The sequence below is a fragment of the Mesorhizobium sp. P2_C5_2 genome, assembly GCF_056404535.1.
This window is the reverse complement of record NZ_JBFUDV010000001.1, coordinates 883,968-908,592: the sequence shown is the minus strand read 5'-3', so window position 1 is coordinate 908,592 and position 24,625 is coordinate 883,968. Positions and strand designations below refer to the sequence as shown.

The window sequence follows — 24,625 nt, the reverse complement described above, 5'->3', positions numbered from 1 at the left end:
ACCTCGACTTGGGATCACAGGCGTTTCCACTCAGGCATGCTCCCGAAAGTGAGTGGGGCGGTCATCGTCGGTGCCTTCACGAGCCCATCAAAGCCCGCTATTTCTGATCCCTCAAAAGGAAAGACCTGATGCGCATCGCGGTGTTTGATGAGAATGAGGCAAGGCTTCATGTGCGAGCCCTTGCCGAGCTGCTGACCCAGAGCGTCGAGGACGGCGCGCTCGTTGGCTTCGTGCTCCCTTTCGATGAGCCTCAGGCGCTGACACACTGGGAGGATGTTTTCCGTTCGGTGAGGGAAGGCGAACGGCTCCTCATCTGCGCCGATATCGACGGCCGTGTCGTCGGCACGGTTCAACTCTATCTGTCGCCGGAGCCGAACGCGCCGCACCGGGCCGAAGTCTACAAACTCCTCGTTCATCGCGACTTCCAGCGGCAAGGCATCGGTCTCGCTCTGATGCAGTCTGTCGAGCGTGAGGCCATGGCTAGAAAACGGTCTTTGCTCCTCCTCGATACAGTCGAGGGTGGGGCCAGCGAGCGACTCTACAGGCGGCTCAACTGGCATGAGGTCGGCTCCGTCCCGCATCACTTTGTCGACCCGCATGGCCAGCCGAAAGTCTCTGTCTATTTCATGAAGCATCTGTCGCTCTAGGCCGGTAGGCGACCTTCTCGCCGTCTTCTTCACGAAGTCTCGAACAGGCTGGTCGAGGAGAGGCAGCACGGCTTCGGGCAGCGAGCTCACGCGGCAACGCCGCAACCGCATCCACTCCTACCGACGGCTTTTGCCTCGACATCGGCGACGCAGCAGCCTTTGGAGGCGCCAAGTGCAGAAGACGGCACCGTACAGACGCCGGTTTCCGGCAGCACGAGTTGCACTGCATCGGCGGAAACCATGTCGCCGGCAAGAGCGGCGGCGACGGAGCGGACCTGCTCATAACCCGTTAGCAGCAGGAAGGTCGGCGCCCTGCCATAGCTCTTGATGCCGACCGTATAGAAATCGGGCTCGGGATGGCTGAGCTCGCGGTGGCCATGCGGCGGCACATCACCGCAGGAATGCTCGTTGGGATCGATGAGCGGCCCCAGCGCCTTGACGCCTTCAAGCCACGGATCGAGGTCGAGGCGAAGCTCCCTGGTCAGCGAGAGGTCGGGCCGCTGCCCGGTTGCGGCGATGATACGGTCGACAGGGCCGACCTGGCGCAAGCCGTCTGCGGTCTCGCCTTCGACGATCAGGCGATTTCCTTGCGCACGGATGGCGACGGTCGCAAATCCTGTCACCAGCGAGACGCGGCCGCTTTCCGCCAGTTCGCGAATATCGGCGCCAAGCTCGCCGCGCGCCGGCAAAGCATCGGCATCGCCGCCGCCATAGATGCGCACGAGGTCGGTGCCGCGCGTTACCCAGATGAACGCCGTGTTCGGTTCGATATCGGCCAGCCTGGCAAGGTCGAGCAAGGCATTGGCGGCCGAGTGGCCCGAACCGGCAACCAGCGTCGTGCGACCGGAATAAAGAGCGCGGTCACGGCCGAGAATATCGGGGATTCCATAGGCGACACGGCCGGCATTCTCTGCCTCACCCTCGGCCGCGATTCCGCCAGCGCCGAGCGGATTTGGCATCTGCCAGGTGCCGGATGCATCGATGACGGCGCGGGCGCTGTCTCGCCTTGTGCCATTGGCCGTTTCAACCACCAGCATGAAGGGCCGCGTCCCGCGTGCCTTGCTCAGCACCTTGTCGGCGCCCCAGCGCGATATGCCAACGACGCGGGCGCCGGTTTCGATCGCCGGCGCCAGTTCCGGCAGCCTGGCAAGCGGTTCCAGGTAATGCTCGACAAGCTCGCCGGCGGTGGGGAATGCCTCTGGCTCCGGCATGCGCCAATCATGGGCTTCGAGCAATTTTCTCGCTGCCTGGTCGATGCAATACCGCCAGGGCGTGAACACCCTGACATGGCCCCAATCCCGCAGGTTGGACGCAACGCTGCTGCCGGACTCATAGACCTTCACCGGCAGGCCCTGTTCCAACAGATGGACCGCTGCCGCCAACCCAACCGGACCGGCGCCGATGACGGCAATGGGTAGATCGCTATGAGTGGTCATTTCCGTACCTTCCATCATTCCGGGATTATCGAAATACCAAGCAAAAAATTATGCCGCTGCCTCGCCTTCGGCCGGATTGCAGGCGGCATCGGCACAGCATTCGTCGGCGAGGAAACCGATCAAATCCTGCATGATAGGATAGTTGGCGCGGCAGATCAGCGTCGTCGCCTGCCGTTCCTGAGTCACCAGGCCGGTCAGGATCAGCCGGTGCAGATGATGCGACAGCGTCGAGGCGGCGATGCCGAGACTTTCCTGCAGATAGCCAACCGGCCTCCCCGCAGCGCCGGCCCGGACCAGCGTGCGATAGAGATTCAGCCGCGTCGGATTGCCGAGGGCTTCGAGCTGCTTTGCTGCTTGTTCGAGTTTCATGGAAATACCATTAGACCCAAGGCTTCGTGGTGTCAATTCTATTTCGAATAATGTCGAATTACCCGACACCGCAGTTCTGATCACGCAACGCGCTTGCCGCCCGCGTCGATGACAACTTCACCGTCTTCCTTGGTGAAGGGGCCGATATCGGGATTGGGCAAGATGTCGAGCACCGCTTCCGACGGCCGCGCCAAAAGCACGCCGAGTGGCGTCACCACTATTGGTCGGTTGATCAGGATCGGATGCGCCAGCATGAAATCGAGGATCTCGTCGTCGCTCCATTTGGGATCGCCGAGATTAAGTTCGGCATATGGCGTGCCCTTTTCGCGCAACAAGTCGCGCGGCCTCATTCCCATTGCCGCGATCAGTTCGATCAGCTTTTCGCGCGACGGAGGCATCTTCAGATACTCGATCACCTCCGGCTCCTCGCCGGATTGGCGGATGATGGCCAGCGTGTTGCGCGAGGTACCGCAATCGGGGTTGTGATAGATGGTGATGGTCATTCGGCAGCTTTCATCTCTGGCACGGGTTTCGATTCGGAAAGCAGCCAGCCGGCTAGCGCCATGGCGAGCAGCGCGCCCAGCAGTTCGGCGACGATGAAGGCCGGGACATCGAGCGGCCGGATCCCGGCGAACGTGTTGGAAAACGCGCGCGCAATGGCGACGGCCGGATTGGCAAACGAAGTCGAGGCTGTGAACCAGTAAGCGCCAGTGATGTAGAGCCCGACCAGCCAGGGAATTGCGTCACTGCGAAAGCGCAAGCCGGCAAGGATGGTGAACACCAGGCCGAAGGCGGCCACCAACTCTGCGATCCATTGGCCGCTTCCGGTTCGTACGGTTTCGGAGACCTGCAGGATCGGCAGTTCGAACATCGCGTGCGCCAGGAAAGTACCTGCGATGCCGCCCGTGATTTGGGCGATGACGTAGGCAGTAGCCGCATTTGTCTGGATTTCCCGCCGCAAGGCAAAGACCAGCGTCACCGCTGGATTGAAATGCGCCCCGGAAATCGGCCCAAGAATGGTGATCAGCACCACCAGCATAGCGCCGGTCGGGATCGTGTTGCCGAGGAGCGAAAGTGCCACGTCGTCGGTCAATCGATCGGCCATGATGCCCGAACCGACAACGGCGGTAACCAGCATGGCGGTGCCGAGCGCTTCGGCGACAACGCGTCGGGACAGATCAGCGGCCATGCTGCTAGCCGGCCTTTGGAAGATTGCGGCCGATCTCGTCCAGTCGCTTCTGCAAGGCGAGCCTGTCGACCATATCTATCGGCAGGCTGACAAAGATCGAGATCCTGTTATTGAGCATGCGGTAGGCATCGGCGAATGCCAGGTGTTTTTCAGCATCCGTGCCCTCGACGGCTGCGGGATCGGGCACCCCCCAATGCGCCGTCATCGGCTGACCGGGCCATACGGGACAGGATTCATTGGCTGCGTTGTCGCAGACAGTGAAAACGAAATTCATCTCAGGTGCGCCCGGCACTGCAAATTCCTCCCAGTCCTTCGAACTGGCAAAGGAGGTGTCGTGGTTGAGAGTCTTTAGAAGCTGCAGCGTATAGGGATGGACCGCACCCTTCGGATGGGAACCGGCAGAAAAGGCCTTGAACCTGCCGGCGCCGACACGGTTCAGGATCGCCTCCGCGAGGATCGACCGCGCCGAATTACCGGTACACAGAAACAACACATTGTATATCTGATCGCTCATTGCTTCCCCCTGGCATTTACCGACTTAACACTTGCAAGTCACCGCCTGGATTACCGGCTGGCAAACCTCCGGTGCACCGTTGCAGCAATCCTCCATGAGGTAAGCAAGCAAGTCGCGAAATCCGGTCATGTCGGCGACATAGCGAATGGTGCGCCCCTCGCGCTCCGCGCGGACCAGCCCGGCATGGCCGAGTATTTTCAGATGCGCCGACATGGTGTTCTGGACGATGCTTAAGCGCGATGCGACTTCGCCGGCGGGCACGCCTTCAGCGCCGGCCCGAACCAGCAGCCGGAAAACCTCCAGCCTTGTATCCTGGCCAAGCGCTGCAAGCGCGAGAAGGGCAGTCTCTTTGTCCACGTATCCATAAATCCAGATTTATCGTCGTATAGCCAAGGCGTATGACGTTTAGATGACATTCAGGAAACCGGGTCGATGGCTGGCTGGACAGCGCTTGGCGAGGACAGACTACATCTGCGACGGCAAGAGATGCGCCTGCAAGCTGGATCACCAAAGCAACAAAAAAGCCCGGACGAACCGGGTTTTTTTGTCAGGCGTCTCAACCACGCTAAGCGGCTCGAAACGGCAATTTGGTGCCCAGAAGAGCCGTGCTGCGACTAGCATACGGCAGGCCGCGAAGCGGAGCCAAGCGTGTTGGACCGCTCATCCCAGAGCCAAACGGCCATGCTCATGGCTCCTGTCCGCCAAAGTCTCGATGACCCGGCATTCCGCCACTCTGCCGCAAGCGCACTCATCGACCATGCGCATCAGCTCCAGTCGCAGGGCGTTCAGGCTCGCGATCCTGCTCTCTACTTCCGCCAGCCGGGCCTTGGCGATCGCATCAGCTGTCGCACAGGATTGGTCCGGGTTGTCTTGAAGCGACAGCAGCGCCCGGATGGCGTCGACCTCGAAGCCCAGCTCGCGGGAGTGCCTGATGAAGGCCAGTCTCGAAACGGCGCCCTTCGCGTAGCGTCTCTGCTGTCCTTCGGTACGCGGCGGCGCCGGCAGCAGCCCGATCTGCTCATAGTAGCGGATGGTGGGGACTTTCACCGCCGTTCGCCGCGAAAGTTCGCCGATTGAGAAATCCATGAAAAACCTCTTGAACCTCTAGTGGCTAGAGGAACTAAGGTGATCGCAAACATGGAGATTTTCAATGGCCGACGATTGCTGCGCCCACGAAACAACGGCTTGCGCTGGCCCGCCGCCTTTGGTGCTGCCGGCCAGGATCGACAAGGCGGAGACGGCAAGTCATGGCGCGCCGAATGCCTCGTGCTGCTCTGGCGGCGTGGCCGTCTTCGATGGCATGGACATCAGCTACAAACGGGTGCTTTGGGCCGTCATTGCGATCAACGGGGCGATGTTCCTTACCGAGATGGTCGCCGGACAGCTCGCCGGATCGCAAGCCCTCAAGGCCGATGCCCTGGACTTCCTCGCCGACACCGTCACCTATGGCCTGAGCCTCGCCGTGATCGGTGCAACCCTGCAAACACGCGCGACCGCGGCCTTGTTCAAGGGGCTGTCGCTGTTCGTCATGGCGCTGTGGGTGTTCGGCTCGACGATCTACCAGACCTTGATCCTCGGCGTTCCGAGCGCGGAAGTCATGGGGGTCATCGGCTCTATGGCGCTGGCTGCGAACCTCGGCTCCGTGCTGCTGCTGCGCCCCTATAAGGACGGCGACGCGAACGTCCGCTCGGTCTGGCTTTGCTCGCGCAACGACGCCATTGGCAATGTGGTGGTGATGGCTGCCGCCATAGGCGTTTGGGGCACAGCCACCGCCTGGCCGGATCTCGTCGTCGCCGCGCTGATGGCGGGAATATTTCTGACCTCCTCCGTTCAGATCCTGAGACAGGCCTGGGTCGAGTACAGCCAGGGCCGACAGCTTGCTGCCGCGGAATGACAAAAAAGCCCGGACGAACCGGGCTTTTTTCTGAGAAACCATCACCAGTCCTCCTTCGCCAAGGCTTCGGAGGACACTCCTTCGTCTAACGACTTCGGGTGGCCTGCCACCCGAAGCTCGAAGAGCGAAGGGTGGTGCCCAGAAGAGGACTCGAACCTCCACTCCTTGCGGAACACGGACCTGAACCGTGCGCGTCTACCAATTCCGCCATCTGGGCTGGTGCGGGCTCATGTAAGCGGGCAAGCGACGGGTGTCAACGCGCTTTTTCAGACCATGATCCCGAAAAGTGGGAACCGGTTTTCGGAAAAGATCATGTCAATCAAGAAACACCCGCCCGGCACGCGCCGGCTCAGTTTTCCAGCACGTCCTTCGACGCCACGGTGGAATCGGCGTTGAGTTTGTAGATCACCGGCACACCGGTGCCGAGTTCGAGCTTGACGATCTCCTCGCCGCTCTTGCCGTCCAGCGCCATGATCAGCGCGCGCAGCGAATTGCCGTGCGCGGCGACCAGCACCGTGCCGCCCTTCAGCACATGCGACTGCATGTCGTGGAGATAGTAGGGCCAGACGCGGGCGCCGGTGTCTTTCAGGCTTTCGCCGCCGGGCGGCGGCACGTCGTAGGAGCGGCGCCAGATGTGCACCTGGTCTTCGCCCCACTTCTTGCGCGCGTCATCCTTGTTGAGGCCGGAGAGGTCGCCATAGTCGCGCTCGTTCAACGCCTGGTCGCGGATCGTCTTGAGGTCGCTCTGGCCGACCGCGTCGAGAATGTGCTGGCAGGTCTTTTGCGCCCGGATCAGCGCCGAGGTGAAGGCGATGTCGAATTTCAGGCCCCGGGCCTTGAGTTTCTGGCCGGCTTCCTTGGCTTCCTTGTGGCCCTGCTCGGTCAGGTCGACATCGCGCCAGCCGGTGAACAGGTTCTTCAGGTTCCATTCGCTCTGGCCGTGGCGCACGAGCACGAGAGTTCCCGACATGTTTGCTCCTTCAAAATTATGGATATCTCAGGCTAAGCCCAGCACGTCCCGCATCGAATACAGTCCAGGCTTCTTGCCGCGCGCCCAGAGTGCGGCCTTGACGGCGCCGCGGGCGAAGATCGCGCGGTCCTCGGCGTGGTGGGACAGCGTGATGCGCTCGCCCGTGCCGGCCAGGATCACGCTGTGGTCGCCGACCACCGAGCCGCCGCGCAGCGAGGCAAAGCCGATCGTTCCAGGCTTGCGCACGCCGGTATGGCCGTCGCGTGACCGCACATCGTTGCCGGCAAGGGAAATACCGCGTCCCGCCGCCGCCGCTTCGCCGAGCAGAAGTGCGGTGCCCGACGGCGCGTCGACCTTGTGCTTGTGGTGCATTTCGAGGATCTCGATGTCGAAATCCTCGGCGTCGAGCGCCCGCGCCGCCTGTTCCACCAGCACCGCCAGCAGATTGACGCCGAGGCTCATATTGCCGGATTTGACGATCGTCGCATGGCGCGCCGCCGCTTCGATCCTGGCGTTGTCTTCCGCCGAGCAGCCGGTGGTGCCGATGATATGGGCAATGCGCGCCTGCGCGGCATAGCCGGCGAATTCGACGGTGGCAGCCGGCATGGTGAAATCAAGCACGCCGTCGGCCTTGGCGAACACCGGCAGCGGGTCGTCGCCGATCGTCACATTGATGATGCCGATGCCGGCAAGTTCGCCCGCATCCTTGCCGAGATAGGGCGATCCGGTCCGCTCGACCGCGCCGACGACGCGCGCGCCTGGGATCGAATGGATGGCGCGGATCAGCGTCTGGCCCATGCGGCCGGCCGCCCCCACCACCACCAGGCCCATATCGCCGGATTCGCTCATACGGTCCTCCCAACCACCTTCTTTCCACGCGAACGCGGCAGCGGAGTTTGGATTGGCTTGGCGTCGTCGACAAGCCCCAGCCCCTTCTTGCCCTGCACGCGGTGGAAGCGGGCATAGACGCTGTGCGGATCGGCCATCAGCGACGCATGCGTGCCTTCCTCGACCAGCCGGCCCTGCTCCATGACGATGATGTGGTCGGCATTGACCACGGTCGACAGACGGTGCGCGATCACGATGGTGGTGCGCCCTGCCATGATTTGGGTGAGCGCTTCCTGGACCCGGGCTTCGGCCTCGTTGTCGAGCGCCGAGGTCGCCTCGTCGAGCAACAGGATCGGCGCATTGCGCACGATTGCGCGAGCGATCGAGACGCGCTGGCGCTGGCCGCCCGACAGCGTCGCGCCGCTTTCGCCGACCGGCGTGTCGTAGCCCTGCGGCTGCTGGCGGATGAAGTCGTCGGCAGCGGCCTGGATCGCCGCCTGTTCGATCTCGGCGTCGGTGGCCGAAAGCCGGCCGTAGCGGATGTTGTCGCGGATGGTGCCTTCGAACAGATAGGGCGACTGCGAGACATAGGCGATCGAGCTTCGCAGCGAGTGTTTGGTGACCTTGGAAATGTCCTGGCCGTCGATTTCGATCGTGCCTGCATCGACATCGTAGAAGCGCTGCAGCAGCGCCACCAGCGTCGTCTTGCCGGCGCCCGAGGCACCGACGATGGCCGTCATCTTGCCGGCGACGGCGGTAAAGCTCAGATCCTGCAGCACCGGCACTTCCTCGACATAGCGGAAGGACACGTTGTTGAACCGCACGGCGCCGGTGGTGAAATGCGCCTCGGCGGCACCTGGCGCGTCGCCTTGCTTCGGTTCACGGTCGAGCAACTCGTAGATCATGCGCGCATTGACCAGCGCCCGCTCCATGCCAACCTGCATGCGCGCCAGCCGCCGGGCCGGGTCATAGGCCAGGATCAGTGCGGTGATGAACGAAAACACCGCGCCCGGCGGCTGGCCGAGCACCAGCGCCCGATAGCCGGAATAACCGATGACCGCGGTCACCGCGAGGCCGGCCAGCATGTCGGAGATCGGCGACAGCCGTTCCGAGACGCGGGCGATCTTGTTGCTGCGCTGTTCGGCGCTGGCGGCGAGGTCGCCGATGCGGCGCGACAGCTCCTCCTCCATGGTGAAGGCCTTGACGATGGCGATGCCTTGGGTGGCCTCTTGCACGGCCCCGATCAGCCGGGAATTGATCAGCACCGATTCCCGGTTGATCTTGCGCACCCGGCGCGTGATGTAGACGACGGCCCAGATCAGTGGTGGTCCGATCAGCAGCGAACTCAGCGACAGCACCGGATCCTGGTAGATCATGACGCCGACAAGGCCGACCAGCGTCACCGCGTCGCGGGTGATCGAGACCAGGGTCAACGACAACAGGTCGCGAATGCCGCCGACATTCTCGTTGACCTGCGCCGCCAGCCGGCCCGAACGCGTGTCGTTGAAGAAGTCGACGCCGAGCTTCATCAGATGATCGAAGATGCGTCTCTGGTAGCGGGCGACCAGATTGTTGCCGATGGTGGCCAGGGCCACCGCCTGGCCGTAACCGGCGAAGCCGCGGATCATGAAGGCGCCCATGAAGCCGGCACAGATCCACAAGACGGCGCCGCCCTGCCGTTCGTAGAATATCTGGTTGACCATTGGCGCCATGATCCAGGCGCTGAAGGCGGTCGTGCCCGAAACCAGCAGCGAGCAGGCGATGGCGACGGCATAGTACCGGCGATAGTCATGACTGTTTTCAGTCAGAATGCGGCGCAGCACGGCCGTGACCTCGGCCGGCCTCACCTTCGCTCTGCTTGGGCTTTGAAGTGTCAAATCTGCTGCGCTTCGTCGGTTTCCGCATCGTAAGCGGGCTGGAATTCGGCCCCCCTCTTAGCGCCCCGGCCGTGGCTTGCCTATGGCCAAGGCGGCGAAACTTCGTCGCGGCCCGGTTCACGATTTAGAGTTGATCGCCAGTTTTTGCGGGTGCGGATCACGCCCGCCAGCGCCGACCCGCGGTCTGGACGCCGAACAGCGACGGGTTGCGGGCATAGGCGGCAAGGCCGGAAAGGGCGGCCAGCGGGTGGGTGATGACGTAGACCGGCATCGAGGCCATCAGCGCGCTGTGCGGCGCCTTGTCCTCGAAGGCAGCGCGGAAATTGCCTTCCTTCAGCGCCGGCACGATCTTTTGCGCGATGCCGCCGGTCAAAAACACGCCGCCGCGGCTCATGAACACCAGCGCGAGATCGCCTGCGGTGCGGCCGAGACAGGTGACAAACAGCGCCAGCGCTTCCTCGGCGACTGCATCGGTCTTGGCCAGCGCCGCCCCGGTGACCTCGGCCGGCGTGGTGAACGGCGCCGGCTTGCCGTCGGCTTTGGCCACCGCCCGGTAGACATTGACCAGGCCGCGCCCGCACAGGATCTGTTCGCCCGAAATGCGGCCTTCGAGCTTCTCGATATGCGGGAACACCTCGAAATCGCGCGGCGTGCGCGGACCGATATCCATATGACCGCCTTCGCCGGGCACCGGTATCCAATGGTTGAGGGCATGCACCAGGCCGGCAACGCCGAGCCCGGTTCCGGGGCCGAGCACGACGCGTCCGGCATTGGGCTCCGGCGTGCCGCCGCCGATCTTTTCCATATGCTCTTCGCCAAGCGCCACGACGGCCAGCGCCTGCGCCTCGAAATCGTTGAGCACGACGATGTCGCTCAGGCCCAGATTGGAAAACATCTGCTTCGGCTTAACCACCCAGGGACAGTTGGTGAGCGGGATCTCGTCGCCATCGACCGGGCCGGCGATCGCCAGCACCGCCGAATTCGGCCGGATGGACGAGCGGTCGAGCACCGCCGCCTGGATTGCCTCGTCGATGGTGTTGAAATTGGCCGTCTGCACGATATGCGGCTCGCCGGCTTCCGAATTCGCGTCGAGCACGATCGAAAAGCGCGCATTGGTGCCGCCGATGTCGCCGATCAACACTGGAAACCGCAACGCTGCGTCGTCGTCGCCTGACATGCCTTGGTCGTCCCCTTTGTGGCGACGTTGCGCCCGTTTCAATCGATTGACTAGCGCATGACCCAGGAAAGGGGAAGCGTCAGTTCGCCATTACTGTCCGACGTTTGCCGGCGGCCGTCGCCTCGGCAGGGGAATGCCGATCTCCGGCGTGGCGGTGAAGGCGTTGACTGCATTTGGCAGTCCTGCTGCGTTGCCAGTGATGGGCGGCGCAGGCGCGTCGGATTCCGGCGCCCTGGCAGCGATCGGCACGCCGCCGCCGCGATAGGTGACGGCTTCGGCCGAGTCGGCATCGGGCTGATCGAGCACGAACCGGCATTGTTTCGGCAGGTTGGCCATCGTCATCAGGTCGCGCGCCTTTGGCGCATCCGGGTTCTTGTTGGGCCGCCACGGCTCCTCGGTGAACCACCAGGCCAGCGGCTTGCCGCAGCCGTCATCGTCGGGCGTCATTTCCTGTCCCTTGCAGTTGGGCGAGCCCGGCTGGCAGCCGATGCGGATGTGGAAATGATAATCATGACCCCAGAACGGCCGGATCTTGCGCAGCCAGGAACGGTCGCCGGTGACGGTGTCGCACAGCTTCTTCTTGATGCCGGGATTGACCAGGATGCGCTCGACTTCCGGGTAGCTCGCCGCACGCTTCAACAGCTGCGTGTGCATCGGCTTCCACAGCCGGTCCTTCACCAGATGCGTCTTGTCGTCGACCATCAGCGTGGCGCTGATGTTCTCGCGCTCCTGGGTCGTGAGTTTGCGGTCGGGCATCGGCGTCAGCCAGATGTCGGCGTCGAGGCCAATCTGGTGCGAGGCGTGCCCGGTCAGCATCGGGCCGCCGCGCGGCTGCGAGATGTCGCCGATCAAAAGCCCCGGCCAGCCGTCAGCAGCCGAGTCGCGTGACAGTTTCTCGATCAGCGCGATCATCGTCGGGTGGCCCCAGCGGCGGTTGCGCGACGGCCGCATCACTTCCCAGTTCATGCCATCCATGGGCAGGGCGACACCGCCGGTGAAGCAGCCCTTGGAATAGAAGCCGAAGGATTGCGCCGCCGCCACCGCCGGCAGCTTCTTGGCGCCGAAAAGGTCTTTTGCGCGCGGCTCGGCCGTGATTGCGCCCGCCGCCAGCCCGGCCAGCGCCACGATCGCCAGCGCCGCCGTCAGGAACGGTCGTCTGCCGGGCAAGGATCGCACCGAAATCGTCATGAGCCCCCTCTGCAACAGGTCGCTAGTCCAACCGAATCATACCACGCTTGGCGCCGCGTTTCGATTATCCACCCTTCATCGGGCTGCGCGGTTCGCCGTCGCGCCAGGTGCCGTCAGCCCACATCCGGTCGAATGCCTGGCGGTAGTCCGGAAAGCGAAACCGGTAGCCGGCCGCCTTGATCGCCTTGTTGGCGACGCGCTTGTTCTCGCCATAGAAGGACCGCGCCATGGGCGAAAGTTGGGCGGTCTCGAAAGGAATTTCGGGCGGCGGCTCAATTCCCATCAGCGACGCGGCATAGGTGACGACATCCTGCGGCGGCGCCGGTTCGTCATCGGTGACGTTGAATATGCCTGATATATTGCCGCCAATGAGTTGCCAGAGCACACCGGCGATGTCGTCGCAATGGATGCGGTTGAACACCTGGTCGGGTTTGACCAGCCGCCTTGCGGTGCCGTTTTCCAGATTGACCAGCGCGTTGCGGCCCGGCCCGTAAATGCCGGAAAGCCGCAGGATGGCAGTCGGTACATGAACTTTCCGGCCGAGCTCAAGCCACTCCTTTTCGGCGGCGACGCGCATGACAGAGCGCTTTGATACTGGGCGGCATTCAGCTGTCTCATCGACCCACGCACCACCGTGGTCGCCATAGACTCCAACGGTGGAGAGATAACCGATCCATTCGAGCTTTTCCGTCCATTGCTCGATCGGCTCGCTATAGTGCAGCCCTGGGTCACGACCGGTCTCGTCGGGTGGAATGGAGACGATGAGGTGGGTCACATGACTTATTTCGTCGCAAATGTCAGCGGTGCTATTGAATGCGATTGGCTTGATGCCCGCCTGCTGCAGCCTTTCGAACTTCTCCGGAGACCTCGTGGTTCCAAGGATCTTCGTGGCCGGATCCCTGTTGGCGCGTGCGAACGCAATGGCAGAGTAGCCGGCGCCGAATATCAGAATTTTCTTGCCTGTCATGCATGCGCCTCAATTGAATTTTTTTGCTGTGGCAGCGCCTGCTGCCATTCATTCCGCACGGCTTCGTCCTGCTCCGCTTTCAAACCGCTAGCCGCCTTTTCCCTGAATTCGGCGTCTGGCACCAGCCGCGCCAGCGCCCAGACGGCCGCCCCGCGCACCAGCGGTGAGGCATCGCCAAGCAGGTCGCGCACCGGGCCAGCCAGCGACAAATCGCCGGAATTGCCGGCAGCGGTCAGCACGTTGCGGACAAAGCGGTCGCGGCCGATACGCTTGATCGGCGAGCCCGAGAAGAAAGACCGGAACGCCGCATCGTCCAGCCGCAACAGCTCCGCCAGCGGCGGCTCGCGCAAATCCGCTCGGGCGGCAAGCTTGGCTTCCGAAGCGGCGCGGGCGAACTTGTTCCACGGGCAGGCGGCGAGGCAATCGTCGCAGCCATAGATGCGGTTGCCGATCTTTTCGCGGAATTCGTGCGGGATCGGCCCCTTGTTCTCGATGGTCAGGTAGGAGATGCAGCGTCTGGCATCGAGCCGGTAGGGCGCCGGAAAGGCATCGGTCGGGCAGGCATCGAGGCAGGCCCGGCACGAGCCGCAATGGTCCTCATCCGCTTTGTCCGGCGCCAGTTCGGCGGTGGTGAAGATGGTGCCGAGAAACAGCCAGGAGCCGTGCTCGCGGCTGACCAGATTGGTGTGCTTGCCTTGCCAGCCGAGCCCGGCAGCCTCAGCCAGCGGCTTTTCCATCACCGGCGCCGTATCGACAAAAACCTTCACGTCGCCGCCGGCCCGCGCCACGATCTTGCCGGCGATCTCCTTCAGCCTTCCCTTCATCACCTCATGATAGTCGCGGTTTTGCGCATAGACCGAAATCGCGCCGCGGTCGCGCCTTGCCTGCAGCGCACGCGGATCGTGGTCCGGGCCGTAATTCATCGCCAGCACGATGATCGAACGCACGTCGGGCCACAGCGTCGAAGGTTCGCTGCGGCGCTCGAGCGTTTCGGCAATCCACGCCATCGAACCGTGAAAACCGTCGGCGACGAATTCGGCCAATCTGGCTGGCGCCAGCGGGATCGCATTGGGGGTGGTGACGGCGACGGCATCGAAGCCGGCGCGCCGCGCCTCGGCGTCGATCAGCGCGCGCAGGGTTTGGCTTTTAGAAGTCGAGGTCCGCATAATGCGACACCGGCGACAGGCCGCGCACCCGGTCGGAGAGCAGCGGCCGGAATGAGGGCCGCGATTTCACCCGCGTGTACCATTCGCGCGCCGCGGCATGCTCGCGCCAGTCGATCTCGCCGAGATAATCCAGCACCGACAGCGTCGCCGCCGCTGCCAAGTCGGCATAGGTCACCTTGCTGCCGGCCAGCCAGTGGCGGGTGCCGGCCAGCCAATTGGTGTATTTCATATGCTGGCGGATGTTGGCGCGTGCGGCACGGATCGCCGCCGAATCGGGCGAACCGCCGCCCGCCGTTTCCGGCATCACCGGCTTCAGCACGCGTTCGCGCACCAGATGCCGGGTCACCTCGCCTTCGGCCTTGTTGAGATACCAGTCGGTCAGTCGGCGGATTTCGGCGCGCTGCATCGGGTCTTCGGCAAACAGCCGCTTGTCGCGCTTCAGGACACCACGCGTCTCGTCGAGATATTCGGCGATTACCATCGCGCCAACGATCGGCACGTCGCCTTCGGCAAGCAGGATCGGCAAGGTGCCGGCCGGGTTCAGCGCCAAAAACTCCTTGCGCCGCGCCCACGGCTTTTCCTCGATCAGCGCCAGCTCCTCGCCATACTCGCCAAAGGCGAGGCGCACGAAGCGGCAAGTGGCGAACATCGGGTGATGGAAAAGCGTCAACATGGTTCCGCGATAATAAGGCGCACTGGCGAATCGCCGTCCGCACCGGTAAGTCTTGGCGGCCCGTCATGCGGCCGTCACGGTGTTGCGACCTATAGGGGGACTTCCACGCCGTGACAAGCAAGCCATTTGCAAGCCGCTTCCTTCCGTCACTTGAATGCCGAGGTTGCCATGGATAGCCACACCATCGTCGAAGCCCTGCTGCTCGGCCTGCTCGAGGGGCTGACCGAGTTCATTCCGGTCTCCTCGACCGGCCATATCCTGCTTGCAGGCCATTTTCTCGGCTTCCATTCCACCGGCAAGGCCTTCGAGATCCTGATCCAGCTCGGCGCCATCCTGGCGATCCTCAGCGTCTATTTCCGCAGGCTGTGGCAGATGCTGCTCGACCTGCCGCATGACCGGCTGACGCGGCATTTCGTCCTCGGCATCCTGATCGCCTTCCTGCCGGCGGCCGTCATCGGCGCGCTGGCGCATGATTTCATCAAGACGGTGCTGTTCGAATCGCCAAGGCTGATCTGCATCATGCTGATCATCGGCGGTGTCGTGCTGCTGGTCGTCGACCGCATGAAGCTGCAGCCTGTCTACCACGACGTCGAGCGCTTCCCGACCCGGCTCTATCTGCAGATCGGCCTGTTCCAGTGCCTGTCGCTGATCCCCGGGACGTCGCGTTCCGGCTCGACCATTGTCGGCGCGCTGCTGCTGGGCGTCGACAAGCGGGCGGCGGCGGAATTTTCGTTCTTCCTCGCCATCCCGACCATGGTCGGCGCCTTCGCCTTCGACCTGTTCAAGAACCGCAATGTGCTGAGCAGCGCCGACCTGCCGATCATCGCCATCGGCTTCGTCGCCGCCTTCGTCACTGCGCTCGTCGTCGTGCGCTACCTGCTCGATTACGTCTCGCGCAACGGCTACTCGCTGTTCGGTTGGTGGCGCCTGGTGGTGGGGATTGTGGGTTTGGCGGCGCTGTTCATCTGGGGTTGAGCCCCTTACTCGGTTCGTAGAGTTCCTTCGCGCCCCCCTCTGTCCTGCCGGACATCTCCCCCACTTGGGGGGAGATTAGCAGCCCCGCTGGCGGTGCCTGCAAAGGCGGTGATTGGCGAAAGCCGACACGACGGCTGATCTCCCCCCAAGTGGGGGAAGATGGCCGGCAGGCCAGAGGGGGGCGCTGTCCCGCTAACGTCTCACCGGGATCGCTCAGCGATATCCCTCAACTCCGCCCATAAAACGCATTCTCGACATGCACCGGCCAGCGCCAGGGCAGCACCGCCACCATGTCGAAACGCATCGACAGCTTTCCATAATCCGGCTGCCGCGACAGCCAGAGGTCGGCGGCGCCCTCGATGCGGCGCTCCGATTCATGGCCGATCGCCTCCATCGCTTCCATCAGCGTGCGCCGCGCCTTGACCTCGACGAACAGCACCAGGTCACCGCGCCTGGCGATCAGGTCGATTTCGCCGAAACGCGTGCGATGACGGCGGGCGAGAATGCGGTAGCCCTTCAGCATCAGCGCCGCTGCCGCCAGCCATTCGCCGCGATGGCCGCGCCGATAGGCCTTTTGGCGGCTGGCGCTTGGGCGCTCAGCCACCTTCGCCTTCTCCAACGGCATCCCTGAGTTCGAGCAGTCGCCGGTACAGCGCCTGTTTCTGCCCGCCGGTCATCTTCGCCGCTTCCGCCGCTGCCTTCGAGGCCGGCATTTCAGCGGCCAGCGACAGCAACAGCCGGTCGATGTCGGCGGGTTGGTCGGCTTTGGCCTCAGTGGGACCGACGCAAATGACAATTTCGCCCTTCGGCGTGTCGGCCGCCGCATAGTGATCAGCCAGCGCCTGCAGCGTGCCGGTGCGCATTTCCTCAAATGTCTTGGTCAACTCACGGCCGATCGCCGCCTTGCGCTCACCACCCAGCGCCTCGACCATGGCGACCAATGTCTCGGCCATTCGACGCGGCGATTCGAAGAAGATCAGCGTCGCCGGAACCGCCCTGAACGTCTCCAGCTTGGTCAGCCGCTGCCCTGATTTCACCGGCAGGAACCCGGCGAACAGGAAAGCATCGGACGGCAGGCCCGACGCCGTCAGCGCCGCCAGCGGCGCCGATGGTCCGGGGATGGGCACGACACGCAGGCCGCGCTCCAGCGCCTCGCCGACCAGCCGGTAGCCGGGATCGGAAATCAGCGGCGTGCCGGCGTCGGAAATCAGCGCCACACTCTGCCCGGCCTCGAGCGCTGCGATCAGCTTCGGTCCGGCCTCGCCGGCATTGTGTTCGTGATAGGCGGTGGTGCGGCGGCGGATGCCGTAGCGGTCGAGCAGTACGCGCGAGACGCGGGTGTCCTCGCAGGCGACGATGTCGGCTGCGGCCAGCGTTTCCAGCGCGCGCAGCGTGATGTCGGAGAGATTGCCGATCGGCGTCGCCACCAGATACAGCGCCGCCTCGAGCGGCCGTGCCGGCATCTCGGTCTGGCCGATCACATAGCTGCGTTTTTCGCCGGTCACCGCTGCATCTCCATTCAGCCCTGTTTGGCACGGCGCAGGCGCGGTTGCAAAACGCCTGGCGTCCGGGCCCGAACCTCACGTCCCCAAATCTCACGCGGATGTAATCTGGCCGCCATGTCTTTGCCATAGTAGGGAACGAAACCGTGGCCGGCGGATTGAATGCCTGAGTCTCTTGAGGAGGAGGACAGGATGGAAAGCCTGAAACTGCAGGACGTTTTCGAGCCCTATTATGCCGGCCGCAAGCGCTTTGCCGCGCCGCGCGACAAAAGCCAATCCGCTGAAGCCCGGGACGAGGCTATCCGCAGGGAAGCTGGAAAGCGGCTTCTGCGCCGTGTGCTCGCCGAGGCCCGCACCGAAATCGAGATCGACACCGAAAGCACGACGGAGCACTGACCGGACGATGCCCAACCGCTTCGATATCTTCATCACCCGTCTTGAAACCAAAAGCGCCCGCGAAGGCGCTCCGCCAAATCCGATGAACGACCAGCACAGCGTCCGCCGCGACAAGGCCGATGCCAAGCCGGCCCGGACCGGAGAGGCGCATGCCGAGAAAGACCGCGGCAAGCGCCGCTTCAAGCACGACGCTTGATCTCGCAGACCTTCTGCGGTCGGGTCGAGACGATTGTTACTTCGTCATCCTATGGCGAAGCAAGGAGCGTAGCGACGCGGCGCAGACCATAGGATCCATGCCGTGACTTCTGCCGAAGGATGCGGCGGCCCAGAATTCTGAACCGTTGCAACGCCTTAAGCTCGCGGCATGGATCCTCGGGTCAAGCCCGAGGATGACGAAGGCGCGGGTGCAAACGCCCCGCACTTATTCAACCGAGATACCGCGAAACGCGCGCCTTTAGAAGGCTAATCAGCTCCAGGTCCATGAATTCATAATTATCCGGGATGTCGAGGCAGATGACACGGGCCTTCTTCAGGCTCGTCTTGAATTTCTGCTGCAGCTTGGTGCGGTGCGCCTTTTCCATGACGAAGATGATGTCGGCCCAGGCCACCAGCTCATGCGTCAGCGGCGTATCGGCATCGTGGTTGGTGCCGGCCGACGTGACTTCGATATCCCAGCGTTTTGAAAACACCTGTTCGGCGGTCGGGCTGCGCAAGCGATTCTGGCTGCAGACGAAGAGCACGTTCTTCATCGTTGAGCTTATCTCGCCAGGTCGGCGACCACGGCATCGAGCACGATCATGCCGGCCGGCGTGGCGCGCAGCCTTGCATTGCCGATCGGCGCCACCAGCCCCTCATCTTGCAGCACGGTCAGCCGGGCGCTCGACAGGCCGCGTCCGGAAAACGCCTCGTAGCGGGAGAGGTCGATGCCCTCGGCCAGCCTCAGCCCCATCAGCAGAAACTCGTCGGCCTCTTCCGAGCGCGTCAAAACCTCGCCGCCGGTGACGCCATGGCCCTTGGCTTCGACCAGATTGGCCCATGTCTCCGGCATCCGCTCGGCGATGGTGACCGTGCGGTGGCCGTTCTCGATGAAGCGGCCATGCGCGCCGGGGCCGACGCCGACATATTCGCCATAGCGCCAGTAGGTCAGATTGTGCCGGCTCTCGGCGCCCGGCCTGGCGTGATTGGAAATTTCGTAAGCCGGCAGACCATGCGCCGCCGTGACCTCCTGCGTCAGCGCATAGAGATCGGCCGCCTGGTCATTGTCGGGAATGGTGAATTTGTGCGCCGCGTGCAGCTGATAGAACGGCGTGCCTTCCTCGATTGTCAGTTGGTAGAGCGACAGATGGTCGGCGGCATGGCCGATCGCCTGTTCGAGCTCCGCCTGCCATGCGTCCAGCGTCTGGCCGGGACGGGCGTAGATCAGGTCGAAGGAAAGGCGCGGAAAAATCTCGCGCGCTAGGCCAATCGCATGCAGCGCTTCGTCGACATTGTGCAGCCGGCCGAGGAAGCGCAAATCCTTGTCGTTCAGCGCCTGCACACCGAGCGATACGCGGTTGACGCCGGCGGCGCGGTAGCCTCGAAAACGTTCGGCCTCGACCGAGGATGGGTTGGCTTCCAGCGTCACTTCGATGCCATCGGGCACCGTCCAGTTCTTTGCCACGGCGTCGAGCACCGCCGCCACCGTTTGCGGCTGCATCAGCGACGGCGTGCCGCCGCCGAGAAAGATGCTGGTCACTTCGCGTGGCCCGGTGCGCTCGCGCATTGTCGCGAGTTCGGTCTCGAAGGCGCGGGCAAAGCGCTCCTGGTCGACCGGCTGGTGGCGGACATGGCTGTTGAAGTCGCAATACGGGCATTTGGCCGCGCAGAACGGCCAATGGATATAGACGCCGAAGCCCGGGCTGCGGTCCAGCGGCATCTCAGGCCGAACCAAGCCGTGCGCGGGCGAATTTCTGGAAGGCGCGGGCGCGGTGCGACAGCGCCGTCGGCTGGCCGGGCTTCCAGCCGTGCTTTTCCTCGGCACTCATCTCGCCAAAAGTCTTGTCGAAACCGTCGGGCAAAAACACCGGGTCGTAGCCGAAGCCGAGCTCGCCGCGCGGCGGCCAGACCAGCATTCCCTCGGCCTCGCCGCGATAATACTCGGCCTCGCCATCGGGGAAGGCGAGGCAGATGACGGCGACGAAACGGCCCTTGCGCTGCTGAGGTTCGGCGGCGCCGACCTCCTGCAGGGCCACTTCGGTGCGCTGCATGGCCATGCCGAAATCGCGAGTGCCTTCCGGAGTTTCGGCCCAGTTGGCGGTGTAGACGCCGGGCGCGCCGTCAAGCGCGTCGACGCACAGGCCGGAATCGTCCGACAGCGCCGGCAGGCCGGTGGCTTCAGCCGCGGCCAAGGCCTTGATGTAGGCGTTTTCCTCGAAAGTGGTGCCGGTCTCGTCCGGTTCCGGCAGGCCGTAGTCCTTGGCCGACTTCGCCTCGAAGCCGAACGGACCCATCAAATCGGCGAATTCGCGTAGCTTGCCCGCATTGTGGCTGGCAACGACGATCTTCTTTCCGTCGAGAGAATGCATCAAAGGCCCCAGATTCGTGGCTCGGCGAATTCGATCGAATTGCCCGAGGGGTCGCGTATGTAGATCGAACGCCCGCCCTGCGGCCATTCGAATTCGCTTTCGATGGCGATGTTTTTCGCCTCAAGCTGCGCTTTCCAGCGCGCGAGTTCGTCCGCGCTTGCGGCAAAGCAGAGATGGCCCTCGCCGACCGTGCCATGCGGTGGCACTTTCAACCGCGCATCCGGCGCCGGCGGCACTTTGGTCGCCTCGGCGTTGAAGATCAGCAGCACGCCATCCCCGCAGCGGAAGAAGAGATGGCGGCCGTCGACCTTGCCGAGGAGGTCGAGGCCGAGGACGTCCCGGTAGAAGGCTTCGGCGGTCGGGAGGTCTGTGACGTAGAGCGCTGACTCAAGAATAGCAGAGGGTTGCATCAGGCACCCCCCTCTGCCCTGCCGGGCATCTCCCCCGCAAGGGGGGAGATTGGCAGTTTCGCTGGCAGCGTCTCAACGTTGATGGTTGGCGAAAACGGTAGCGACCTCTGATCTCCCCCCTTGCGGGGGAGATGGCCGGCAGGCCAGAGGGGGGTGTGAAGGATCGCCAACGTCATCGAAGTAATTCAATCAGGCCACAGCCATCTGCTGCAAACTCACCAGCCGCTGGATGCCCTTCTTGGCCAGGCCCATCAACTCCGCGAACTGCCCTTCCGAAAACGGCTCGCCCTCGGCGGTGCCCTGGATCTCGACGATACCGCCCTTGCCGGTCATGACGAAATTGGCGTCGGTGCCGGCCGACGAATCCTCGATATAGTCGAGGTCGATGACCGGCTGGCCGTCATGGATGCCGCAGGAAATCGCCGCGACATGGTCTTTCAGCACCTTGGCAACGCTGGCCATCTGCCGTGCTTCCATCCAGCGCAGGCAGTCGTAGAGCGCCACCCAGCCGCCGGTGATCGAGGCCGTGCGGGTGCCGCCATCGGCCTGGATGACATCGCAGTCGACCGTGATCTGCTGTTCGCCCAGCGCCTGCAAATCGACAACGGCGCGCAACGAACGGCCGATCAGCCGCTGGATCTCCAGCGTGCGGCCGCCTTGCTTGCCGGCCGAGGCTTCGCGGCGCATGCGCTCCCCGGTCGAGCGCGGCAGCATGCCGTATTCGGCCGTCACCCAGCCCTTGCCGGAATTGCGCATCCAGCCCGGCACCTTTTCCTCCAGGCTCGCCGTGCACAGGACATGCGTGTCGCCGAATTTCACCAGGCACGACCCCTCGGCGTGTTTGGACACGCCGCGCTCGAAGGAGATGGCGCGCATTTCGTCGACTTGGCGTTTGGAGGGGCGCATCGAGGCCTCTTTCTGTTCTTTTTGCGGTTGCGTCGGCGGCTTGTAGACGCATGCAGGCCATGGCGCAAAGGAAAATGGCCGCAACCGTTGCGCCGTGACCGCAAGTGCGGTACGGGCGATCGTAAGAGCGACACCGGGTTGCGCGCCGGCAAGGGAAGTCTATATCCTTTAGCCGGAGGTTTTTGGCTCGAATGACCAAGGCAGTCACCGAACCCAGTCTGCTGGCGCCCGCGCTGCAGTCGCTCGACATGCGCTCGCGCGACATCTTTCGGCGCATCGTCGAGTCCTATCTGAAGGACGGCGAGCCTGTCGGATCGCGCAGCCTGTCGCGCATCCTGCCCTCGTCACTGTCGCCGGCCACCATCCGCAATGTGATGAGCGACCTCGAACATCTCGGCCTGATCTATGCCCCGCACATCTCGGCGGGGCGCCTGCCGACGCAGACCGGCCTGCGCTTCTTCGTCGACGCCTTCATGGAACTCGGAGATCTCTCCGACGAGGAACGTCGCGTCATCGAGGCGCAGGTGCGCGCCTCCGGCTCGGGCGCGACGCTGGAACACATGCTGACCGAGGCCAGCCAGATGCTGTCGGGCATGTCGCGCGGCGCCGGCCTAGTGCTTGCCACCAAGAACGAGGTGGCGCTGAAGCACATCGAGTTCATCCAGCTCGAGCCGACCAAGGCGCTGGCCGTGATGGTGTCGCAGAACGGCGATGTCGAAAACCGCGTCGTCGACCTGCCGGCCGGCATCACCGTCTCGCAGCTGCACGAAGCCTCCAACTTCCTCAACGCCCATATCAGGGGTCGGACGCTCGCCGAGGCGCGCATCGAGATCGCCCGCATCAAGGACGAGACCAGGGCAGCCCTCGACACGCTGTCGCAGGACCTGGTCGAGAAGGGTCTGGCGGTGTGGGCGGGCGCCGACAGCGGCCTGCCGGCGCGCCTTATCGTGCGCGGCCGCGCCAATCTCTTGGAAAACGTCACCGCCCAGGCCGACATCGAGTTGCTGCGGCATCTGTTCGAGGATCTGGAGACGCAGGACGGGCTGATCCAGCTGCTCGACCTCGCCGAGGACGGCCCCGGCGTGCGTATTTTCATCGGCTCGGAAAACAAGCTGTTTTCGCTGTCCGGCTCGTCGCTGGTGGTGGCGCCCTACCGCGACAAGGACGCCCGCGTCGTCGGCGCGCTCGGCGTCATCGGCCCGACCAGGCTGAATTATGCCCGCATCGTGCCCATGGTCGACTACACTGCTCAATTGATCACCCGGATGTTGAGATAAGTCCAAAGCCGGGATCACCGCAAAGGAGGGCGCAGAATGGCGCTTGAATCGTTCAAGGCCCAGATCAGTATGTTGCTCGAGGAAATGGTCAACCAGCCCGAGGACGAGCACGAAATCCAGGAGCAGCTGCGCGAAAAACTGCGCGAAATGCGCGCCATGGGCCTGCCGCTGCCGGACGATCTCGTGAAGCTGGAAAAGCGTCTCGATGACGACCTGGACGTCGAAGAGGAAGGTTGAGCGGTTCTGCCTTGAATCTGTGCCTGCACGCTTCTCTTTTGCGGCACACGCACAATATCTCCTTGAGGCATGACGCGCCGACCGGCGTGAATTCGAGGAGAACAGCATGATCCGGATTGCCGGCTTGGCGGGCCTTGCCCTGCTTCTGGCCACCAGTGCCTTCGCCCAGCAGGCCGATCAACCGCTTCTGACCGGCAAGGACGCTTTCGGCGATTGGAAGGCCGACAAACCGGGCGTGCGCCGGCTGATCAAGCCGGATGATCTGCAAAAGCCCTATCTCACCGAATCCGCCTCCAACGGTGCCGGCCTCGGCGACCGGCCCGAAGGCGCCAAGCCTATCCTGCCGCCCGGCTTCTCGGCCGAAATGATCGCTTCCGGCATCGCCAATCCGCGCGTCGTGCGCGTGGCGCCGAATGGCGATTTGTTCGTCGCCGACAGCGATGCCAACCAAATCCGCGCCTATCGACTCGCAAAGGACAGCGCGAAGCCCGCCGAGGACAGCATTTTCGCCGGCGATCTCAACCAGCCCTATGGCATCGCCTTCTACCCGCCGGGCGACAAGCCGCAATGGGTCTATGTCGCCAACAATGACAGCGTCGTCCGCTTCGCCTATCGCGACGGCGACCTGAAAGTCTCCGGCAAACCGGAGACGGTCGTCTCCAACATCCCCTCGGGTGGCCATTGGACCCGCGACATCGCCTTCTCGCCCGATGGCAAGACGCTGTATCTCTCGGTCGGTTCCGGATCGAATGTCGCCGAGGGCATGGAGAAGGAGCCGGATGGCGGCCTCGACGCGTGGGCCAAGTCCATGCCTTCAGGCGCTGCCTGGGGTGAGGAGGACGGCCGTGCCGACGTGCTGGCTTTCGACCCCGCTGGCAAGAACGGCCGTATCGTCGCCACCGGCCTGCGCAATTGTTCGGGCATGACCGTGCAGCCGGCAACCGGCGCGCTCTGGTGCGTCGTCAACGAGCGCGATGGGCTGGGTGACAATGTGCCGTTCGAATATGCCACCTCTGTCAAGGACGGCGCCTTCTACGGCTGGCCCTGGTACTATATCGGCGCCAACGAAGACCCGCGCCACAAGGGCGCGCGGCCTGACCTCGCCGACTCGGTCACCGTGCCGGACGTGCTGATGCAGGCGCATTCGGCGCCGCTCAACATCGCCTTCTACGACGGCGGCAATTTCCCCGCCGAGTACAAGGGCGATGCCTTCGTCGCCCTGCACGGCTCCTGGAATCGCGGTGTACGCACCGGCTACAAGGTGGTGAGGTTGAGATTCAGCGACGGCAAGCCGACCGGTGAATACCAGGATTTCGCCACCGGCTTCGTTCTCTCCGACGATGCCGTCTGGGGCCGGCCGGTGGGTGTTGCGGTGGCCAAAGACGGCGCGCTGATCCTCACCGAGGACGCCAACGGCACCATCTGGCGGATCACCCATGTCGACGGGCCGTCCTGAGCCGGCG

30 protein-coding genes and 1 tRNA gene are annotated in these 24,625 nt (G+C 63.8%); 8 read left to right on the top strand and 23 right to left on the bottom strand.

Features of this window, described 5'->3' with window-relative positions:
• Positions 1-128 precede the first annotated feature (128 nt).
• Complete coding sequence (locus AC1D1B_RS04330) at positions 129-647, top strand: N-acetyltransferase family protein (protein WP_477329666.1); 519 nt, start codon at positions 129-131, stop codon at positions 645-647.
• 86 nt (positions 648-733) lie between these two features.
• Here AC1D1B_RS04330 and AC1D1B_RS04325 read toward each other — a convergent pair whose 3' ends face one another.
• The 7 genes from AC1D1B_RS04325 to AC1D1B_RS04295 all read right to left on the bottom strand — a co-directional run bounded on the left by AC1D1B_RS04325 (position 734) and on the right by AC1D1B_RS04295 (position 5,241).
• Positions 734-2,083, bottom strand: a complete 1,350-nt coding sequence (locus AC1D1B_RS04325; protein WP_477329664.1) for an NAD(P)-binding protein — start codon at positions 2,081-2,083, stop codon at positions 734-736.
• Between the two features lie 48 nt (positions 2,084-2,131).
• Positions 2,132-2,452, bottom strand: coding sequence for an ArsR/SmtB family transcription factor (locus tag AC1D1B_RS04320; RefSeq protein ID WP_477329662.1), 321 nt, complete (start codon positions 2,450-2,452; stop codon positions 2,132-2,134).
• Positions 2,453-2,532: 80 nt separating this feature from the next.
• Complete coding sequence (gene arsC / locus AC1D1B_RS04315; RefSeq protein WP_477329661.1) at positions 2,533-2,955, bottom strand: arsenate reductase (glutaredoxin); 423 nt, start codon at positions 2,953-2,955, stop codon at positions 2,533-2,535.
• Complete coding sequence (locus AC1D1B_RS04310) at positions 2,952-3,641, bottom strand: aquaporin (protein ID WP_477329659.1); 690 nt, start codon at positions 3,639-3,641, stop codon at positions 2,952-2,954. The genes arsC and AC1D1B_RS04310 overlap by 4 nt, the downstream gene beginning before the upstream one ends.
• A 4-nt stretch (positions 3,642-3,645) precedes the next feature.
• The gene (locus AC1D1B_RS04305) at positions 3,646-4,155 is read right to left on the bottom strand and encodes an arsenate reductase ArsC (RefSeq protein ID WP_477329657.1); all 510 of its coding nucleotides are present in this window, start codon (positions 4,153-4,155) and stop codon (positions 3,646-3,648) included.
• A gap of 24 nt (positions 4,156-4,179) precedes the next feature.
• Positions 4,180-4,512 (bottom strand): ArsR/SmtB family transcription factor, encoded by a 333-nt coding sequence (locus AC1D1B_RS04300; RefSeq protein ID WP_477329655.1) that lies wholly within the window; start codon positions 4,510-4,512, stop codon positions 4,180-4,182.
• 303 nt (positions 4,513-4,815) lie between these two features.
• Positions 4,816-5,241: a MerR family transcriptional regulator gene (locus tag AC1D1B_RS04295; RefSeq protein WP_477329653.1), complete on the bottom strand. Its 426-nt coding sequence runs from the start codon at positions 5,239-5,241 to the stop codon at positions 4,816-4,818.
• A 64-nt stretch (positions 5,242-5,305) separates the two neighbouring features.
• On the opposite strand from AC1D1B_RS04295, the gene AC1D1B_RS04290 reads away from it, so the two are divergent.
• A complete protein-coding gene (locus AC1D1B_RS04290; RefSeq protein ID WP_477329651.1) occupies positions 5,306-6,049 on the top strand; it encodes a cation efflux transmembrane domain-containing protein in 744 nt (247 codons plus the stop codon).
• A gap of 132 nt (positions 6,050-6,181) precedes the next feature.
• Here AC1D1B_RS04290 and AC1D1B_RS04285 read toward each other — a convergent pair.
• The 9 genes from AC1D1B_RS04285 to AC1D1B_RS04245 all read right to left on the bottom strand — a co-directional run bounded on the left by AC1D1B_RS04285 (position 6,182) and on the right by AC1D1B_RS04245 (position 14,895).
• Positions 6,182-6,266, bottom strand: a tRNA-Leu gene (locus AC1D1B_RS04285).
• Between the two features lie 132 nt (positions 6,267-6,398).
• Positions 6,399-7,019 carry a 2,3-bisphosphoglycerate-dependent phosphoglycerate mutase gene (locus AC1D1B_RS04280; protein ID WP_477329649.1) on the bottom strand — a complete coding sequence of 207 codons (621 nt, stop codon included), beginning with the start codon at positions 7,017-7,019 and terminating at the stop codon, positions 6,399-6,401.
• 27 nt (positions 7,020-7,046) lie between these two features.
• A complete protein-coding gene (dapB, locus tag AC1D1B_RS04275) occupies positions 7,047-7,868 on the bottom strand; it encodes a 4-hydroxy-tetrahydrodipicolinate reductase (RefSeq protein WP_477329647.1) in 822 nt (273 codons plus the stop codon).
• Complete coding sequence (locus AC1D1B_RS04270) at positions 7,865-9,724, bottom strand: ABC transporter ATP-binding protein (protein WP_477329645.1); 1,860 nt, start codon at positions 9,722-9,724, stop codon at positions 7,865-7,867. Before AC1D1B_RS04270 ends, dapB begins: the two co-directional genes overlap by 4 nt.
• A gap of 157 nt (positions 9,725-9,881) precedes the next feature.
• Positions 9,882-10,901 carry a glucokinase gene (locus AC1D1B_RS04265; protein ID WP_477329643.1) on the bottom strand — a complete coding sequence of 340 codons (1,020 nt, stop codon included), beginning with the start codon at positions 10,899-10,901 and terminating at the stop codon, positions 9,882-9,884.
• Between the two features lie 90 nt (positions 10,902-10,991).
• Positions 10,992-12,089, bottom strand: a complete 1,098-nt coding sequence (gene mepA, locus AC1D1B_RS04260) for a penicillin-insensitive murein endopeptidase (RefSeq protein ID WP_477329641.1) — start codon at positions 12,087-12,089, stop codon at positions 10,992-10,994.
• Positions 12,090-12,153: 64 nt separating this feature from the next.
• Positions 12,154-13,056: an SDR family oxidoreductase gene (locus AC1D1B_RS04255; RefSeq protein WP_477329638.1), complete on the bottom strand. Its 903-nt coding sequence runs from the start codon at positions 13,054-13,056 to the stop codon at positions 12,154-12,156.
• Positions 13,053-14,222, bottom strand: a complete 1,170-nt coding sequence (queG, locus tag AC1D1B_RS04250) for a tRNA epoxyqueuosine(34) reductase QueG (RefSeq protein ID WP_477329636.1) — start codon at positions 14,220-14,222, stop codon at positions 13,053-13,055. Before queG ends, AC1D1B_RS04255 begins: the two co-directional genes overlap by 4 nt.
• A complete protein-coding gene (locus tag AC1D1B_RS04245; RefSeq protein WP_477329634.1) occupies positions 14,203-14,895 on the bottom strand; it encodes a glutathione S-transferase family protein in 693 nt (230 codons plus the stop codon). The genes queG and AC1D1B_RS04245 overlap by 20 nt, the downstream gene beginning before the upstream one ends.
• A 168-nt stretch (positions 14,896-15,063) precedes the next feature.
• Here AC1D1B_RS04245 and AC1D1B_RS04240 point away from each other — a divergent pair, with 168 nt between their 5' ends.
• On the top strand, positions 15,064-15,870 hold the full coding sequence (locus AC1D1B_RS04240; RefSeq protein WP_477329632.1) for an undecaprenyl-diphosphate phosphatase: 807 nt from the start codon (positions 15,064-15,066) through the stop codon (positions 15,868-15,870).
• A 226-nt stretch (positions 15,871-16,096) separates the two neighbouring features.
• Here the strand turns inward: AC1D1B_RS04240 and AC1D1B_RS04235 are convergent, their stop codons facing one another.
• Together AC1D1B_RS04235 and rsmI are read right to left on the bottom strand one after the other, a co-directional pair.
• The gene (locus tag AC1D1B_RS04235) at positions 16,097-16,474 is read right to left on the bottom strand and encodes a YraN family protein (protein ID WP_477329630.1); all 378 of its coding nucleotides are present in this window, start codon (positions 16,472-16,474) and stop codon (positions 16,097-16,099) included.
• Positions 16,467-17,375, bottom strand: coding sequence for a 16S rRNA (cytidine(1402)-2'-O)-methyltransferase (gene rsmI / locus AC1D1B_RS04230; RefSeq protein ID WP_477329628.1), 909 nt, complete (start codon positions 17,373-17,375; stop codon positions 16,467-16,469). Before rsmI ends, AC1D1B_RS04235 begins: the two co-directional genes overlap by 8 nt.
• 159 nt (positions 17,376-17,534) lie before the next feature.
• Between rsmI and AC1D1B_RS04225 the strand changes: the two genes are divergently transcribed.
• Together AC1D1B_RS04225 and AC1D1B_RS04220 are read left to right on the top strand one after the other, a co-directional pair.
• Positions 17,535-17,768 (top strand): hypothetical protein, encoded by a 234-nt coding sequence (locus AC1D1B_RS04225; protein ID WP_477329626.1) that lies wholly within the window; start codon positions 17,535-17,537, stop codon positions 17,766-17,768.
• A 7-nt stretch (positions 17,769-17,775) separates the two neighbouring features.
• Entirely contained in the window at positions 17,776-17,964 is a 189-nt protein-coding gene (locus AC1D1B_RS04220) for a hypothetical protein (RefSeq protein WP_477267196.1), read from the top strand.
• 229 nt (positions 17,965-18,193) lie between these two features.
• On the opposite strand, the gene AC1D1B_RS04215 is transcribed toward AC1D1B_RS04220, so the two are convergent.
• The 5 genes from AC1D1B_RS04215 to rph form a co-directional block, all read right to left on the bottom strand.
• A complete protein-coding gene (locus tag AC1D1B_RS04215) occupies positions 18,194-18,517 on the bottom strand; it encodes a low molecular weight protein tyrosine phosphatase family protein (RefSeq protein WP_477329624.1) in 324 nt (107 codons plus the stop codon).
• A gap of 8 nt (positions 18,518-18,525) precedes the next feature.
• On the bottom strand, positions 18,526-19,683 hold the full coding sequence (gene hemW / locus AC1D1B_RS04210; protein WP_477329622.1) for a radical SAM family heme chaperone HemW: 1,158 nt from the start codon (positions 19,681-19,683) through the stop codon (positions 18,526-18,528).
• Between the two features lies 1 nt (position 19,684).
• Positions 19,685-20,332, bottom strand: coding sequence for an RdgB/HAM1 family non-canonical purine NTP pyrophosphatase (rdgB, locus tag AC1D1B_RS04205; RefSeq protein WP_477329620.1), 648 nt, complete (start codon positions 20,330-20,332; stop codon positions 19,685-19,687).
• Entirely contained in the window at positions 20,332-20,742 is a 411-nt protein-coding gene (locus tag AC1D1B_RS04200; RefSeq protein ID WP_477329618.1) for a VOC family protein, read from the bottom strand. The genes rdgB and AC1D1B_RS04200 overlap by 1 nt, the downstream gene beginning before the upstream one ends.
• Before the next feature lie 189 nt (positions 20,743-20,931).
• Positions 20,932-21,648 (bottom strand): ribonuclease PH, encoded by a 717-nt coding sequence (rph, locus tag AC1D1B_RS04195; protein WP_477329616.1) that lies wholly within the window; start codon positions 21,646-21,648, stop codon positions 20,932-20,934.
• A 191-nt stretch (positions 21,649-21,839) separates the two neighbouring features.
• Here rph and hrcA point away from each other — a divergent pair, with 191 nt between their 5' ends.
• From hrcA to AC1D1B_RS04180, 3 genes are all read left to right on the top strand, one after another.
• The gene (hrcA, locus tag AC1D1B_RS04190; RefSeq protein ID WP_023681233.1) at positions 21,840-22,925 is read left to right on the top strand and encodes a heat-inducible transcriptional repressor HrcA; all 1,086 of its coding nucleotides are present in this window, start codon (positions 21,840-21,842) and stop codon (positions 22,923-22,925) included.
• A gap of 36 nt (positions 22,926-22,961) precedes the next feature.
• Positions 22,962-23,162 carry a hypothetical protein gene (locus AC1D1B_RS04185; RefSeq protein ID WP_477329614.1) on the top strand — a complete coding sequence of 67 codons (201 nt, stop codon included), beginning with the start codon at positions 22,962-22,964 and terminating at the stop codon, positions 23,160-23,162.
• 106 nt (positions 23,163-23,268) lie between these two features.
• On the top strand, positions 23,269-24,618 hold the full coding sequence (locus AC1D1B_RS04180; RefSeq protein WP_477329612.1) for a PQQ-dependent sugar dehydrogenase: 1,350 nt from the start codon (positions 23,269-23,271) through the stop codon (positions 24,616-24,618).
• Positions 24,619-24,625: the final 7 nt, after the last annotated feature.